This is a genomic window from Streptomyces sp. NRRL F-4489 (assembly GCF_001509485.1).
Classification (GTDB): Bacteria; Actinomycetota; Actinomycetes; order Streptomycetales; family Streptomycetaceae; genus Streptomyces.
In genome coordinates this window covers 1-15114 of record NZ_LLZI01000031.1, presented here as the reverse complement: position 1 = coordinate 15114, position 15114 = coordinate 1, and the positions used below count along the sequence as shown (strand labels likewise).

Below are 15114 nucleotides of genomic sequence, written 5' to 3'. Positions count from 1 at the left end.
CCCTCGCCTTCTCCGAGCCCCGCCAGGTCCCCCTGGCCGTATGGCGCGAACTGATCACCGCGGCCACCGCCGCCGGCCTCACCACCCCGGCCACCACCGCAGACGAGGCAACGCCCCCCACCACCGAGGCCGAACTGGCCGATCTGGCCCGCCAGTTCCCCGACCACCTCGACCACACCGACGGCCAGGTCAGCTTCCGCCAGGAGCGCACCGCCGAGGCGATCCGCGACGCGTACGGCCCCGAGGTGCCCGCCGCCGTCGGCCGCCACATGGTCGCCTGGCTGCGCGACCAGGCGCCCGGCCTCCGCCACCCTGACGGCTGGGCCGCCTCCGGCCCCCTCGGCCGCTACGCCGCCCACGGCATCGCCATGCACGCCGCCCAAGCGGGCACGGACCTCCTCGACGAACTCCTCACCGACGGCACGATCGTCGCGCAGCTCCCCCCGGACGCCCTCGTGGACGCCGCCCACTGCGCCCACGACGGCTCCCTGCCCGGCAACAGCCCCGCCGCCGACGCCGTACACCTCCAGATGTACGGCGTCCACCAGCCCGACCAACCCACCTGGGCCGCCTGGCTCCACCTCATGGCCACCGCCCGCGAGGACACCGCCCTGGCCGAGGGCATCGCCCGCTCCGGGGTCCGGCTCTCCTGGAAGACGCTGTGGACCCACTGGCGTCCCCCGGGCGGCTGCCACCCCGCCTACCTGCGCCCCGGCCCGGTCGGCACCGCGTACCCCGTCCGCTGGCAGGGCCGCCCCGCCGTGCTGTCCTCCGGCGACGACCTGCGCGTCTGGGACCTGGCGACGGGCGACCTCCTCGCCGGCCCCTGGCCCGCGGACGGTGACTTCCCCGCCGACGCCCGCCCCGCCCTGACCTGGGCCACCGGCGACCACCCCACACCCGGCCCGGCCTCACTCCGCGAACTCCACAAGGCGGCCGACACCGCCGAAACCGTCGACGGCGCCCTGGAAGCCCTGCTCAACGTCTGCCTGGACACCGGGACCCCGCTCTCCCCCGGCCTCCCGGCCCCCCTCGTCCTGGCCGGTCCCGGCGGCGTCCTCGCCCTCCAGCCCCACCCCGACGCACACCTCACCGCCTTCAGCGACCCGGACAGCAGGGAGCCTTTCCTCGGCACCCTCACCGCCACCGGAGCCGCCACCCCCGCCGGCGCCCCCGACCCGTCACCGCAGGACCTCGCCGCTATCTACGGCACCGGCGCCTACGTCACCACCGCCCCCGAAAACCTCCCCGAGGACCTCACCGACCCCACCGCCCGCCGCCTCCTCACCACCACCGGCCTCCCCGGGTTCGACGACGAAGGACTCGCCCTCCAGCCGTCCCACCCGGACTTCCTCCAGGAGGTCGAGTGGCCGGAGGACCATCCCGAACAGCCCGCCGACGACGGCCCGTTCCACCGCCTCGGCCAGTGGATGGGCGGCTACGTCGTCCTCGACGGCCCCACCGGCCACGTCCTGCGCTGCCCCGTCGACGAGGACGACCCCACCGCCGAGGACGGCGTGCTCGTCGCCACCACCCTGGACAACTTCCTCACCATGGCCGCCACCTTCGTCACCGGCCGCCGCCTCCTGGCCGACGTCGACAACCGCGACGAGGCGAACGTCCTCCGCCAGCACATCGAGGACACCCTCTGGAGCATCGACTGGAAGGGCTCAGGCGCCGGCGCCTGGCAATACCCCCTCCACAACGACTGACCGCCGCCCCGCCTGCCCGCGCCAGGGAGAAGCACCCCATGCGATACGCCGAGGCCCTCGGCACAGCCGTGGACTGGCTGAAGCGGCCCGGCCCCGGTGTCGTCCTCCAGGTGTCCGGGCCGGCCGGGGCCGGCAAGACGCGGTTGCTGCACAGGCTCAGGGAGCGCTTCCCGGCGGGGGTGATGGTCGACTGCCGCGGCCTGACCGCCGATCAGGTCGCGCACGCGGTACTGGACGGCCTCGGGCTGCACATGGACCTCTCGCGCAGCCGTACACCGCTGCGCGACGTCCTCGCGCGGCACGAGGGCGACGCCCTGGTGGTGCTGGCGAACGCCCAGTGGGCCGGGCCGCTGTTCAGTTCCACCGAACCGACCCGGGTGGGCGGTGACCTCGCCGCCGAGATCGCGCTGCGGAGCGGCGGCCGGGTCTCGGTCGCGGTGGAGGTCGACGGCGCGCACGAACGGGTGGCGGTGACCCGCCCCAAGGACGTACGCCTGGAAGGCCGGGAGGAACCGGAGGAGCCAGGGGTTCCGGACGGGCCGGACGGGCCACGGGCGCCCCTCCCCCGGCTCGTCGCCGAGCACCCCGCCCTGACCGCCCTGGCGGCCGCGGAGACCCGTGCCGTTTCCCTCCCCGTCTGGGAATTCCTCGCCCGCGCGCTCGGCGTCCCCGCGACCGCCACCGAGCTGTCCGGCCTGGCCGCCCGCCAACCGGCCGTCCTCCAGCACCACACCCACACCCCGCACCCCACCGACACCTCACACGGCCCGGCGGTGAGCTTCCGCACCGACGCCCTCAAGCACCTCACCCGCACCCTCACCCCCCTCACCCCCGAGCAACAGGCCGCAGTGGCAAGGCAATTGACCGCCGCGCTCACCGGCCGCCCGCCGTCCGACCCGGTGCACGCCTACGCCGCGCAAGCCCTCGCCCCGCACGCCGCCCTCTCCGGCACCGGCCTCCCCGCGCTGCTCACCGACGCGCCCGCCGCCCTGGCCCGCTGCACCCGTTACTCCGTCCTCCAGGCCCTGGCCCTGCACTACCGGGACGGTGTCTCCCAAGGGGGTGTCGCCGCCGACATCCACTACCTCGAAACGGAGGGCATCGCCCCGGAGGACCAGGGCGAATGGCTCTCCTGGCTCCACTGGGCGGCCACCAACCGCGGCGACACCGCCTGGGCCGCGGCCCTCGCCGGTGCCGGTGTGCCCCTCCCCTGGCGCACCGCCTGGTCGCACCACCGCCCCTACGCCGTCTTCGGCCCGGTCCCCGGCGGGACGGGCACGGTGGACCACCTCTTCCCCGGTTCCCTGGACGGCACCGCCGCCGTGGCCGGGCAACACCTGCTCCCGCCCTATCAGGACGGCGAGTACACCGAGCCGGAAGGCGACGACCGGGCCGTCGAACGGATCTGGAGCCTCGCGGACGGCACGGAACTCACGCCGCCGTCCACCGTCGAGCTCTTCTACGACCTGGAGGGCGACGTCGAGTCCGTCGAGGGCCGCACCGCCCGCTTCGAGGACACCGGGGCACCGGCCCTCGACCCCGACGACCGCACCCCGATCCGGCTCCCGTACAGCGCCACCAGCAGCTGCGCCCCGGACGGCGAACGGTGGGTGGTGGCCGGCCGCGGCGGCCTGTACGCCCTCGACCCGCACCGTCCGGCGCCCCCCGCCGGCGACACCCCCCTGCCCCCGTGGACGCCCCCGCTGCTCGCCCCGCACACCAGCGCCGCCCCCTGGGAGTTCCCGGGCGAGCTGATGACTCCCGCGGGCCCTTCCCCCGCGGTCCTGGCCCGCGCGTTCGGCCCGGACGCCTGCCGCACCCTCCCGGCGAGCGCCGTGCCGCCCGGTCTGGACGAGGCCACCCGCCGCTGCCTCACCGACACCGGCGTCCCCGTCCTCCACGGCCAGATCTACCTGGCCACCCTCCCGCCCCTGGACGAGACCGGGCTGCCCGCCGCCGACTGGCAGGGCGTGCCCGCCGTCCCCTCCCCGGGCGACGGCCCCTTCCACCCCCTGGGCACGTGGCTCGGCTCCGGCGCCTACCTGGACGCCGCCACCGGCCGCGTCCTCCAGGACGGCCGCTCCGGCGCCTCCTTCGAACTCACCGTCGCCGGCAGCCTCCCCCAGTACCTCGCCCTGCTCTGCCTCTACCGCACCTTCGTGCTCAGCGACTTCGCCTGCACCGCCGAGCTGCACGACGCCCGGTCCGCCCTGCACCGCTGGGCCGCCCGCATCGACCCCGCCGTCGAGCACAGCCGCACCTGGCAGGCCATCCTGTCCGGCTCCCTGGAGGACGACCTGGTCGTCAGCGGCTGGACCCTCCCGGGCCTGCGACCGGCCTGAACCCCGCCCCCGGCCACAACGACTGACCGCCGGCGGCCCTTCTCGGGCGGCCGGCGGTCGGGGGCGGTGGCGTGCCGGTCAGTCGCGGGCGGCCGCGATCTGGCGGGACATGATCGTGGTGAGTTCGTAGGCGGTGTGGGAGGCGGCTACGGCGGTGATCTCGGCGTGGTCGTAGGCCGGGGCGACCTCGACCACGTCGGCGGAGACGAGGTTGCAGGAGGCCAGGCCGCGCAGGATCTCCAGGAGTTCGCGGGAGGTCATGCCGCCCGCCTCCGGCGTGCCGGTGCCCGGGGCGTGGGCCGGGTCCAGGCAGTCGATGTCGATGGAGATGTAGAGGGGGCGGTCGCCGATGCGCTGGCGGAGCTGGTCGGCGACCTCGTCGGCGCCGCGCCGGTAGACGTCCGACGAGGTGACGATGCCGAAGCCCAGCTTCTCGTCGTCGGTGAGGTCCTGCTTGCCGTAGAGCGGCCCGCGGGTGCCGACGTGGGAGAGCGCGGAGGTGTCGAGGATGCCCTCCTCGACGGCGCGGCGGAACGGCGTGCCGTGGGTGTACTCGGCGCCGAAGTAGGTGTCCCAGGTGTCGAGGTGCGCGTCGAAGTGGAGCAGCGCGACCGGGCCGTGCTTCTTCGCCACCGAGCGCAGCAGCGGCAGCGCGATGGTGTGGTCGCCGCCGAGCGTCATCATGCGGGCGCCGGAGGCCAGCAGGTCGTCGGCGGCGGCCTCGATGGTCTCGACGGCCTCGTTGATGTTGAACGGGTTGGCCGCGATGTCGCCGGCGTCGGCGACCTGCGCCAGCGCGAACGGCGAGGCGTCCTGCGCCGGGTTGTACGGCCGCAGCAGCCGCGACGCCTCGCGGATCGCGTTGCCGCCGAAGCGGGCGCCCGGCCGGTAGGAGACGCCGGTGTCGAAGGGGACGCCGACCACGGCGACGTCGGCCCGGCCGCCGACCTCGTCGAGGCGGGGCAGCCGCGCGAAGGTCGCGGGCCCGGCGTAGCGCGGGATACGGGAGGAGTCGACGGGGCCCACGGGCGCGTTCGATGCGGTGCTCATGCGCCTGAGAGTAGGGCGGGAGGACCAGCGGCCCCATGGACATTTGCGGAACGAAGGCGCCTCCCGTTCGACAATTCGTCCAGCCGCCCCGGTGTCCGCGCTGTGGAACGCCCGGCCCGGAAGGAAGCGCCCGGGCACAATGGCGCTATGCCGATAGCCGCTGCGGCCCCCTCGCGTGCCGAACTCATCGACCACCTCGTCCGGACCCGGATCGCCGGGGAGGTGGCCACGCCCCGCGAGAACAACCTCCTGCACTACCGCCGGCTCGCGAACGGCGACCGCCACTACTGGTTCGGCCTGGAGCTGGGCGACCGCTGGACGGACGAGCAGGACGTACTGGCCGTGATGGCCGAGCGCTGCGGCGTCAGCGACGATCCGCACCACCGGCAGGGCCAGGACACCATCGACCCCGAGCTGACCGTGGACGCCCTGGACCGCGCCGCCGCGCTGCTGCGCAAGGCCGCCGCCGACCGCCAGCGGGTGCTCTTCGCCACCGGCCACCCGGGCGGCCTCCTGGACGTCCACCGCGCCACCGCGCAGGCGCTGCGCGAGCGGGACTGCGAGATCGTCGTCATCCCCGACGGCCTGATGGCGGACGACGGCATGGTCTTCCAGTTCGGCGACGTGGCGATGCTGGAACGCGGCGCCACGCTGTGGCACACCCACTCCCCCGAGCCGATGGCCGCCATCCTCGACGGCCTGGAGCGCGCCGGCCGCCCCCTGCCGGACCTGGTCATGGCCGACCACGGCTGGGCGGGCCGCGCGGGCCAGCACGGCATCCCCACCATCGGCTTCGCCGACTGCAACGACCCCGCCCTCTTCCTCGCCGAGTCCGAGGGCACCGTCCAGGTCACCATCCCCCTGGACGACCACGTGCTCAGCCCCCGGCATTACGACCCGTTGACCGCGTACCTGCTGGCGGCCGCCGACCTGGTCTGACTGACGACGACGGGACCGCCGGGATCACCGGCGGAAACCCGGCGACGGCGCGGGGCGGCCGCAAAGAACCACCCCACGAGTCACCCCACCCCCCGCACAACCCCCTCCTGCACCACAGACCCCACCAGCCTCCCGTCCGCCGAGAAGATCCGCCCCACCCCCAGCCCCCGCCCCCCACCGGCGGTCGGCGACTCCTGGTCGTAGAGCAGCCACTCATCGGCCCGCAGCGGCCGGTGGAACCACATCGCGTGGTCGAGGCTCGCGCCGACCACGTCACCCACGGCCCAGCCGCCCCGCCCGTGCGCCAGCAGCACCGAGTCCAGCAGCGTCATGTCGGAGACATACGTGACCAGGCAGATGTGGAGCAGCGGCAGGTCCTCGGGACCGTCCAGCTTGCCGTCGGTGCGGAACCAGACCTGGGTGCGCGGCTCCCGGGGCGTGCCGGGGTCGGCGAACGGCGGCGGGGTGACGTACCGCAGGTCGATCGCGGCCCGTGCCTCCAGGAGCCGTTCGAGGACGCCCGGGTCGCGGAAGCGGTCGGCGTAGCGGGGCAGGAGTTCGGCCTGGGTGGGCAGGGTCAGCGGGTCGGGGGCCGGCGGCATCGGCTCCTGGTGGTCCAGGGCGCTGTCCTCCGGGGCGTGGAAGGAGGCGGTGAGGTGGAAGACCGGCCGGCCGTGCTGGACGGCGACGACCCGGCGGGTGGTGAAGGACCGCCCGTCGCGGACCCGGTCGACGGTGTAGATCAGGGGCGCGCCGGGGTCGCCGGGGCGCAGGAAGTAGGCGTGCAGGGAGTGCGGGGGCCGGTCGGCGGGGACCGTGCGCCCGGCGGCGACCAGGGCCTGGGCGGCGACCTGGCCGCCGAAGACCCGGGGGACGATCGAGGACCGGCTCTGCCCCCGGAAGATGTCGTGCTCGATCCGCTCCAGGTCGAGCAGATCGAGCAGCGACCGCAGTGCGTCGTTCACGTGCGGGGTCCCTGCGGGCTCACAGGCCCATGGACTTGGCGATGATCGACTTCATGACCTCGCTGGTGCCGCCGTAGATGCGGTTGACGCGGTTGTCGGCGTAGAGGCGGGCGATGGGGTACTCGTTCATGAAGCCGTAGCCGCCGTGGAGCTGGAGGCAGCGGTCGATGACGCGGTGCGCGACCTCGGTGCAGAAGAGCTTGGCGGAGGCGGCCTCGGCGGGCGTCAGCTCACCGGCGTCGAGGGCTTCCAGGGCGCGGTCGGCGACGGCCTCGGCGGCGTCCACCTCGGCCTGGCAGGCGGCCAGTTCGAACTTGGTGTTCTGGAACGCGGCGACCGGCTTGCCGAAGACCGTGCGCTCCTGGACGTACTGCTGGGCGAACCGGACGGCGGCCTTGGCCTGCGCGTAGGCGCCGAAGGCGATGCCCCAGCGCTCGGAGGGGAGGTTGCGGCCGAGGTAGGAGAAGCCCGCGTTCTCCTCGCCGAGCAGGTCCTCGGCGGGCACCTTGACGTCGGTGAAGGCCAGTTCGGCGGTGTCGGAGACCTTCAGGCCGAGCTTGTCGAGCTTGCGGCCGACGGAGTAGCCCTCGGACGTGGTGTCGACGGCGAAGAGGGAGATGCCGAAGCGGCGGTCGTCCTCGCGCGGCGGCGAGGTGCGGGCGCAGACGATGACGCGGTCGGCGTGCACGCCGCCGGTGATGAAGGTCTTGGCGCCGTTGAGGACGTAGTGGCTGCCGTCCGCGGAGCGCTTGGCGGTGGTCTTCATACCGGCGAGGTCGGAGCCGGTGCCCGGCTCGGTCATCGCCAGCGCCCACATCTCCTCGCCGGTGACGAACTTCGGGAGGTAGCGCCGCTTCTGCTCGTCGGTGGCGAGCATCTGGATGTACGGCAGGCCGAGCAGGACGTGGACGCCGGAGCCGCCGAAGCTGACGCCGGCGCGGGCGGTCTCCTCGTACATCACGGCCTCGAACTTGTGCGAGTCGACGCCGGCGCCGCCGTACTCCTCGGGGACGCGGATGCCGAAGATCCCCAGCTCGGCGAGCTTGTAGTAGAAGTCGCGGGGGACCTGCCCGGCGGCGTACCAGTCGTCGTGGACGGGGACGACCTCGGCCTCGATGAAGGCGCGTATGGTCTCCCGGAACGCCTCGTGATCCTCGTTGAACACCGTCCGGCGCATGCCCTGGCCTCCCTCACCGCCACACCTGGCTAAGCGTTTGCTCAGCGAAAAGCTACCGGCCGGTCACCAACGCTGTCCAGGGGTCGCGGGGCACCCGCGCGGGCGCGGTCAGCCCGCCGCCTCCACCGCGTCCGCCGCCGCCCCGTCCACGGCGGCCGCGTCCGCCCCCGCGCCGTCCACCGCCCCGAACGCCCCCAGCGCGAGCCGGTGCAACAGCCGGGCCATCTCCGTACGCCCCGGGAGGGAGCCGGGCCGGCCCAGGTGCGGGGTGGAGTTCAGCAGCCCGAAGACCGCGTGCACCGCGGCCCGTACCTCGGACTCCGGCGGCCCGGGGTGCACCTGCCGGACGACCTCCACCCACAGCTCCACGTACTGCCGCTGGAGCTGGCGGACCCGCTTGCGGTCGGCCTCGCGCAGGCGGTCCAGCTCGCGGTCGTGCAGGGTGATCAGCGGGCGGTCGTCGAGCGCGAAGTCGATATGGCCGCCGATCAGCGCGTCGAGCACCGCGGCGGGGCTCTCGCCGCCCTCGGCGACCCGCATCCGGCCGCCGGCCAGCAGCCGCTCGCTGATGCCGACCAGCAGCTCGGCGAGCATCGCGTCCTTGCCGGCGAAGTGCCGGTAGAGGCCGGGCCCGGAGATGCCGACCGCCGCCCCTATCTCGTCCACGCCGACGCCGTGGAAGCCGCGCTCCGCGAAGAGCCGGGCGGCCTCCTTGAGGATCTGCTCGCGGCGGCTGGTCGGGGCAGGGGCGTGCGTAGTACTCATGCCGTCGATTGTAGACAGGGGGGTTAGTGGTCGTTAACCTGAAGGGGAACTGGTTAACGCCTATTAACCCGCTCGGGCGCGGAGCACACCCCGCGGCGCCCGGCGGGCCGCCGACCGAGCGAGGGGGCCCATGGCGATGGAGGCCATCGAGCAGGCACCGGTGCTGGCCAGCACCGCGGACCCGGCGTCCGACGCCTGGCGGACGAACGAGGCCGCGCACCGCGAGCTGGCCGAGCGGCTGCGCGCGAAGCTGGCCGCGGCCCGGCTGGGCGGCGGCGAGAAGGCCCGCGCCCGCCACACCGCCCGCGGCAAGCTGCTGCCCCGGGACCGCGTCGACGCCCTGCTGGATCCGGGCTCGCCGTTCCTGGAGCTGGCGCCGCTGGCCGCGGGCGGGATGTACGGCGGGGCCGCGCCGGCCGCCGGTGTGATCGCCGGCATCGGCCGGGTCAGCGGCCGGGAGACCGTGATCGTCGCCAACGACGCCACCGTCAAGGGCGGCACGTACTACCCGATGACGGTCAAGAAGCACCTGCGCGCCCAGGAGGTCGCGCTGGAGAACGGCCTGCCGTGCCTGTATCTGGTCGACTCCGGCGGCGCGTTCCTGCCGATGCAGGACGAGGTCTTCCCCGACCGCGAGCACTTCGGGCGGATCTTCTACAACCAAGCCCGGATGTCCGCCGCCGGCGTCCCGCAGATCGCCGCGGTGCTGGGCTCCTGCACGGCCGGCGGCGCGTACGTCCCGGCGATGAGCGACGAGGCGGTGATCGTCCGCGGGCAGGGCACGATCTTCCTCGGCGGCCCGCCGCTGGTGAAGGCCGCCACCGGCGAGGTGGTCAGCGCCGAGGAGCTGGGCGGCGGCGAGGTGCACTCCCGGGTCTCCGGCGTCACCGACCACCTCGCCGAGGACGACGCGCACGCCCTGCGGATCGTCCGCACCATCGTCGGAACGCTCGGCGACCGCCCGCCGCTGCCCTGGCCCGTCCGGCCCGTCGAGGAGCCCAAGGCCGACCCCGCCGGGCTCTACGGCGTCGTGCCGGTGGACTCCCGTACGCCCTACGACGTCCGCGAGGTGATCGCCCGGATCACCGACGGCTCCCGCTTCGCGGAGTTCAAGGCCGAGTACGGCACGACCCTCGTCACCGGCTTCGCCCATATCCACGGCCACCCGGTGGGGATCGTCGCCAACAACGGCATCCTGTTCTCCGAATCCGCCCAGAAGGGCGCCCACTTCATCGAGCTGTGCGACCAGCGCGGTATCCCGCTGCTCTTCCTCCAGAACATCTCCGGCTTCATGGTCGGCCGCGACTACGAGGCCGGCGGGATCGCCAAGCACGGCGCCAAGATGGTCACCGCGGTCGCCTGCACCCGCGTCCCCAAGCTGACGGTCGTCATCGGCGGCTCGTACGGCGCCGGCAACTACTCCATGTGCGGCCGGGCCTACTCCCCCCGCTTCCTGTGGATGTGGCCGAACGCCAAGATCTCCGTGATGGGCGGCGAGCAGGCCGCGTCGGTCCTGGCCACCGTCAAGCGCGACCAGCTGGAGGCGCGCGGCGAGGAGTGGGGCGCGGAGGAGGAGGCCGCCTTCAAGGAGCCGATCCGCGCCCAGTACGAGACCCAGGGCAACGCCTACTACGCGACGGCCCGGCTGTGGGACGACGGCGTCATCGACCCGCTGGAGACCCGCCAGGTCCTCGGCCTGGCCCTGACCGCCTGCGCCAACGCCCCGCTCCCCCGGCGGGAGCGCGACGCGCCGCGCTTCGGCGTCTTCCGGATGTGAGGCCGGACGTGACGGAGGCGAGGACGCACGTGACGGACACAAGGGCGTACGTGACGGACACGAGGGCGTACGCGAAGGACGCCACGGACGCGACGACGGATGTGACGGACGTGGCGAACGCGACGGACGCGACAGACGTGCAGGCGTACGCGACGGACGTGACGGATCTGAGAGGACCCATGACCAGCATCGACCCCGGCCTGTTCGACACCGTCCTGGTCGCCAACCGCGGCGAGATCGCGGTCCGCGTCATCCGGACGCTGCGCGCCCTGGGCATCCGCTCGGTCGCCGTGTACAGCGACGCGGACGCCGGCGCCCGGCACGTCCGGGAGGCCGACACCGCCGTCCGGATCGGCCCGGCCCCGGCCGCCGAGAGCTATCTGTCGGCCGAGCGGCTGCTGGACGCCGCCGCCCGCACCGGCGCCCGCGCCGTCCACCCCGGCTACGGCTTCCTCGCCGAGAACGCCGCCTTCGCCCGCGCCTGCGCCGACGCCGGACTGGTCTTCATCGGCCCGCCCGCCGACGCCATCGACCTGATGGGCGACAAGATCCGGGCCAAGGAGACGGTCCGCGCGGCCGGCGTCCCGGTCGTCCCCGGCTCGTCCGGCAGCGGCCTGACGGACGCCGAACTGGCCGCCGCGGCGCGGGAGATCGGTATGCCGGTGCTGCTCAAGCCGTCCGCGGGCGGCGGCGGCAAGGGCATGCGGCTGGTGAGGGACGCCGCCCGCCTGGCCGACGAGATCGCCGCCGCGCGCCGCGAGGCCCGCTCGTCGTTCGGCGACGACACACTGCTGGTGGAGCGGTGGATCGACCGGCCCCGGCACATCGAGATCCAGATCCTCGCCGACGGCCACGGCACCGTCCTCCACCTCGGCGAGCGCGAGTGCTCCCTCCAGCGCCGCCACCAGAAGATCATCGAGGAGGCGCCGTCGGTCCTGCTGGACGAGGCGACCCGCGCCGCGATGGGCGCCGCGGCCGTCCAGGCGGCCCGCTCCTGCGGCTACCGCGGCGCCGGCACGGTCGAGTTCATCGTCCCCGGCAAGGACCCGGCCGGCTACTGCTTCATGGAGATGAACACCCGCCTCCAGGTGGAGCACCCGGTCACCGAGCTGACGGTCGCCTTCGGCCCGGACGGCGCGGGCCTGGACCTCGTGGAGTGGCAGCTGCGGATCGCCGCCGGCGAGCGCCTGCCGTTCGCCCAGGAGGACCTGGCCTTCACCGGGCACGCCGTCGAGGCCCGGATCTGCGCCGAGGACCCGGCCCGCGACTTCCTGCCCACCGGCGGCACGGTCGTCACCCTCCGCGAGCCCGAGGGCGACGGGATCCGCACGGACTCCGGGCTGACCGAGGGCGCCGAGGTCGGGAGCCGCTACGACCCGATGCTCGCCAAGGTCATCGCGTACGGCCCGGACCGCCCGAGCGCCCTGCGGAAGCTGCGGGCCGCGCTGGCCGCCACGGTCACCCTGGGCGTGCCGACCAACGCCGGCTTCCTGCGCCGCCTGCTGGCCCACCCCGACGTGGTCGCCGGCGACCTGGACACCGGGCTGGTCGAGCGGGTCGCGGCCGAGCTGGTGGACCCGGCGGTGCCGGAGGAGGTCTACGCCGCGGCCGCCGCGGTCCGCCAGGCGGCCCTGGAGCCGGCGCCGGACGCGGTCGGCTGGCGCGATCCGTTCGCCGCCCCCACCGGCTTCCGGCTGGGCGGCGAGCCCGCCCCGGTCCGCCACTGGCTGCGCGTCCCCGGCCACGACCCGGTGGCGTACGACGCCCGGCCCGGCGCCGCCCCCGAGGCGTACGAGGTCACCGCGGACGAGGTGCGGGTCACCGTCGCCGGCGTCCGGCACACCTTCCACCGCGGCGGCGACTGGCTGGGCCGGGACGGCGACGCCTGGCACGTCGCCGACCACGACCCGGTCGCCGAGGCGCTGCGGGCGGCCGCCCGGGGCCAGGGCGCGGACACCCTCGCCGCCCCGATGCCCGGCACCGTCACCGTCGTCAAGGTGGCGGTCGGCGACGAGGTCGCGGCCGGGCAGGGCCTGCTGGTGGTGGAGGCGATGAAGATGGAGCACGTGATCTCCGCGCCGCACGCCGGGACGGTCACCGAACTGGACGTCACGCCCGGCAGCACGGTCGCCATGGACCAGGTCCTGGCCGTCGTCGCCCCCCACGAGGACGGCGGCGGAAACGACTCCGCACCGGCCCCCGGCACCCCCGAGGAGGCGACGGTATGACCACCCCGGACACCCCCGAAGGCACCGGCGGCACCCCCGCCACCGGCCTCCCCATGGCCTTCCCGGCGGACGGCCTGCCCGCCCGCGTACGGATCCACGAGGTCGGCCCGCGCGACGGCCTGCAGAACGAGTCCCAGGTCGTCCCCACCGAGGTCAAGGCGGAGTTCATCCGCCGCCTGGCCGGCGCGGGCCTGCCGGTGGTCGAGGCCACCAGCTTCGTCCACCCCAAGTGGGTGCCCCAACTCGCCGACGCCGAGCGGCTGTTCCCCATGCTGGACGGTATCGACCCGGCGCGGCTGCCGGTGCTGGTGCCCAACGAGCGGGGCCTGGAGCGGGCCCTGGCGCTGGGCGCCCGCCGGATCGCGGTGTTCGGCAGCGCCACCGAGTCGTTCGCCCGGGCCAACCTCAACCGCACCGTCGACGAGGCGCTGGCGATGTTCGCCCCGGTCGTCCGCCGGGCCCGCGACGAGCAGCTGCACGTCCGCGGCTACCTCTCCATGTGCTTCGGCGACCCCTGGGAGGGCCCGGTGCCCATCGCCCGGGTCGTCCGGGTCTGCCGGGCGCTGCTCGACCTCGGCTGCGACGAGCTGAGCCTGGGCGACACCATCGGCGTGGCCACGCCCGGCCACGTCCGCCGCCTGCTCACCGCGCTGAACGACGCGGGCGTGCCCACCGACCGGCTGGGCGTGCACTTCCACGACACGTACGGGCAGGCCCTCGCCAACACCTTCGCCGCGCTCCAGCACGGCGTCACCACCGTCGACGCCTCGGCGGGCGGCCTGGGCGGCTGCCCGTACGCCAAGAGCGCCACCGGCAATCTCGCCACCGAAGACCTCGTGTGGATGCTGGACGGCCTCGGCATCGAGACCGGCGTCGATCTGGCGCGGCTGACCGCGGCCAGCGTCTGGCTGGCCGGGGTGCTGGGCCGCCCCAGCCCCTCGCGCACCGTCCTCGCGCAGATGAATCAGGCACGGCCCCACAAGGAGTGACCATGTCCCTGGACCACCGCCTGCCCGACGAGCTGGAAGAACTCCGGCGCACGGTCGAGGCGTTCGCGCACGACGTCGTCGCCCCGCAGATCGGCTCCTACTACGAGCAGCACGCCTTCCCGTACGACATCGTCCGCCAGATGGGGCAGATGGGCCTGTTCGGGCTGCCGTTCCCCGAGGAGTACGGCGGGATGGGCGGCGACTACCTCGCGCTCGGTATCGCCCTGGAGGAGCTGGCCCGGGTCGACTCCTCGGTGGCCATCACCCTGGAGGCCGGCGTCTCGCTGGGCGCCATGCCGGTCTACCGCTTCGGCACCGAGGAGCAGAAGCGGGAGTGGCTGCCGAAGCTGTGCGCCGGCGAGCTGCTCGGCGCGTTCGGCCTGACCGAGCCGGACGGCGGCTCGGACGCCGGCGCCACCCGCACCACCGCCGTACGGGACGGCGACGACTGGGTGATCAACGGCAGCAAGTGCTTCATCACCAACTCCGGTACGGACATCACCGGCCTGGTGACGGTCACCGCCGTCACCGGCCGCAAGGCCGACGGCTCCCCGGAGATCTCCGCGATCATCGTGCCGGCCGGCACCCCCGGCTTCACGGTCGCCGCCCCGTACTCCAAGGTCGGCTGGAACGCCTCCGACACCCGCGAACTGTCCTTCTCCGACGTCCGCGTCCCGGCCGGCAACCTCCTCGGCGAGGAGGGCCGCGGCTACGCGCAGTTCCTCCGCATCCTGGACGAGGGCCGGATCGCGATCGCCGCGCTGGCCACCGGCCTGGCGCAGGGCTGCGTGGACGAGTCGGTGCGCTACGCCAAGGAGCGGCGCGCCTTCGGCCGGCCGATCGGCGCCAACCAGGCGATCCAGTTCAAGCTCGCCGACATGGAGATGCGCGCCCACACCTCCCGGCTGGCCTGGCGCGACGCGGCCTCCCGGCTCGTGCACGGCGAACCGTTCAAGAAGGAGGCCGCGCTCGCCAAGCTGTACTCCTCCACCATCGCCGTCGACAACGCCCGCGAGGCCACCCAGATCCACGGCGGCTACGGCTTCATGAACGAGTACCCGGTCGCCCGCATGTGGCGCGACGCCAAGATCCTGGAGATCGGCGAGGGCACCAGCGAGGTCCAGCGAATGCTGATCGCGCGGGAGTTGGGGGTCTGAGGGGGCGGGGGCC

At 74.2% G+C, this 15114-nt stretch carries 11 protein-coding genes; 7 read left to right on the top strand and 4 right to left on the bottom strand.

Translation table 11 applies throughout. From position 1 onward, the window contains the following. Together ADL22_RS04880 and ADL22_RS04875 are read left to right on the top strand one after the other, a co-directional pair. On the top strand, positions 1-1712 hold a 1712-nt coding region (locus ADL22_RS04880; RefSeq protein WP_199836218.1), incomplete at its 5' end, for an SUKH-4 family immunity protein. Positions 1713-1750: 38 nt separating this feature from the next. Continuing rightward, positions 1751-4054: an ATP-binding protein gene (locus ADL22_RS04875; RefSeq protein WP_066974158.1), complete on the top strand. Its 2304-nt coding sequence runs from the start codon at positions 1751-1753 to the stop codon at positions 4052-4054. A 78-nt stretch (positions 4055-4132) separates the two neighbouring features. On the opposite strand, the gene speB is transcribed toward ADL22_RS04875, so the two are convergent. Then, positions 4133-5104 (bottom strand): agmatinase, encoded by a 972-nt coding sequence (speB, locus tag ADL22_RS04870; RefSeq protein ID WP_066974157.1) that lies wholly within the window; start codon positions 5102-5104, stop codon positions 4133-4135. Positions 5105-5251: 147 nt separating this feature from the next. Between speB and ADL22_RS04865 the strand changes: the two genes are divergently transcribed. Beyond that, the gene (locus tag ADL22_RS04865) at positions 5252-6043 is read left to right on the top strand and encodes a phosphatase (RefSeq protein WP_066974156.1); all 792 of its coding nucleotides are present in this window, start codon (positions 5252-5254) and stop codon (positions 6041-6043) included. 80 nt (positions 6044-6123) lie between these two features. On the opposite strand, the gene ADL22_RS04860 is transcribed toward ADL22_RS04865, so the two are convergent. From ADL22_RS04860 to ADL22_RS04850, 3 genes are all read right to left on the bottom strand, one after another. After that, entirely contained in the window at positions 6124-7008 is an 885-nt protein-coding gene (locus ADL22_RS04860) for an acyl-CoA thioesterase (protein ID WP_066974155.1), read from the bottom strand. A gap of 19 nt (positions 7009-7027) precedes the next feature. Further along, the gene (locus ADL22_RS04855) at positions 7028-8185 is read right to left on the bottom strand and encodes an acyl-CoA dehydrogenase family protein (protein ID WP_066974154.1); all 1158 of its coding nucleotides are present in this window, start codon (positions 8183-8185) and stop codon (positions 7028-7030) included. 108 nt (positions 8186-8293) lie between these two features. Beyond that, complete coding sequence (locus tag ADL22_RS04850) at positions 8294-8950, bottom strand: TetR/AcrR family transcriptional regulator (RefSeq protein ID WP_066974153.1); 657 nt, start codon at positions 8948-8950, stop codon at positions 8294-8296. 145 nt (positions 8951-9095) lie between these two features. Here ADL22_RS04850 and ADL22_RS04845 point away from each other — a divergent pair, with 145 nt between their 5' ends. From ADL22_RS04845 to ADL22_RS04830, 4 genes are all read left to right on the top strand, one after another. Then, a complete protein-coding gene (locus ADL22_RS04845; protein WP_066974159.1) occupies positions 9096-10727 on the top strand; it encodes a carboxyl transferase domain-containing protein in 1632 nt (543 codons plus the stop codon). Between the two features lie 179 nt (positions 10728-10906). After that, positions 10907-12955 (top strand): biotin carboxylase N-terminal domain-containing protein, encoded by a 2049-nt coding sequence (locus ADL22_RS04840; protein WP_066974152.1) that lies wholly within the window; start codon positions 10907-10909, stop codon positions 12953-12955. Continuing rightward, on the top strand, positions 12952-13944 hold the full coding sequence (locus ADL22_RS04835) for a hydroxymethylglutaryl-CoA lyase (protein ID WP_066974151.1): 993 nt from the start codon (positions 12952-12954) through the stop codon (positions 13942-13944). The genes ADL22_RS04840 and ADL22_RS04835 overlap by 4 nt, the downstream gene beginning before the upstream one ends. A 2-nt stretch (positions 13945-13946) precedes the next feature. Further along, on the top strand, positions 13947-15101 hold the full coding sequence (locus ADL22_RS04830; protein ID WP_066974150.1) for an acyl-CoA dehydrogenase family protein: 1155 nt from the start codon (positions 13947-13949) through the stop codon (positions 15099-15101). Positions 15102-15114: the final 13 nt, after the last annotated feature.

Excerpts from the sequence above, each read along its gene's own strand:
- ADL22_RS04830 (WP_066974150.1), top strand. The coding sequence starts at position 13,947 with ATGTCCCTGGACCACCGCCTGCCCGACGAGCTGGAAGAACTCCGGCGC.
- speB (WP_066974157.1), bottom strand. The coding sequence starts at position 5,104 with ATGAGCACCGCATCGAACGCGCCCGTGGGCCCCGTCGACTCCTCCCGT.
- ADL22_RS04855 (WP_066974154.1), bottom strand. The coding sequence starts at position 8,185 with ATGCGCCGGACGGTGTTCAACGAGGATCACGAGGCGTTCCGGGAGACC.
- ADL22_RS04835 (WP_066974151.1), top strand. The coding sequence starts at position 12,952 with ATGACCACCCCGGACACCCCCGAAGGCACCGGCGGCACCCCCGCCACC.
- ADL22_RS04865 (WP_066974156.1), top strand. The coding sequence starts at position 5,252 with ATGCCGATAGCCGCTGCGGCCCCCTCGCGTGCCGAACTCATCGACCAC.
- ADL22_RS04840 (WP_066974152.1), top strand. The coding sequence starts at position 10,907 with ATGACCAGCATCGACCCCGGCCTGTTCGACACCGTCCTGGTCGCCAAC.
- ADL22_RS04850 (WP_066974153.1), bottom strand. The coding sequence starts at position 8,950 with ATGAGTACTACGCACGCCCCTGCCCCGACCAGCCGCCGCGAGCAGATC.
- ADL22_RS04875 (WP_066974158.1), top strand. The coding sequence starts at position 1,751 with ATGCGATACGCCGAGGCCCTCGGCACAGCCGTGGACTGGCTGAAGCGG.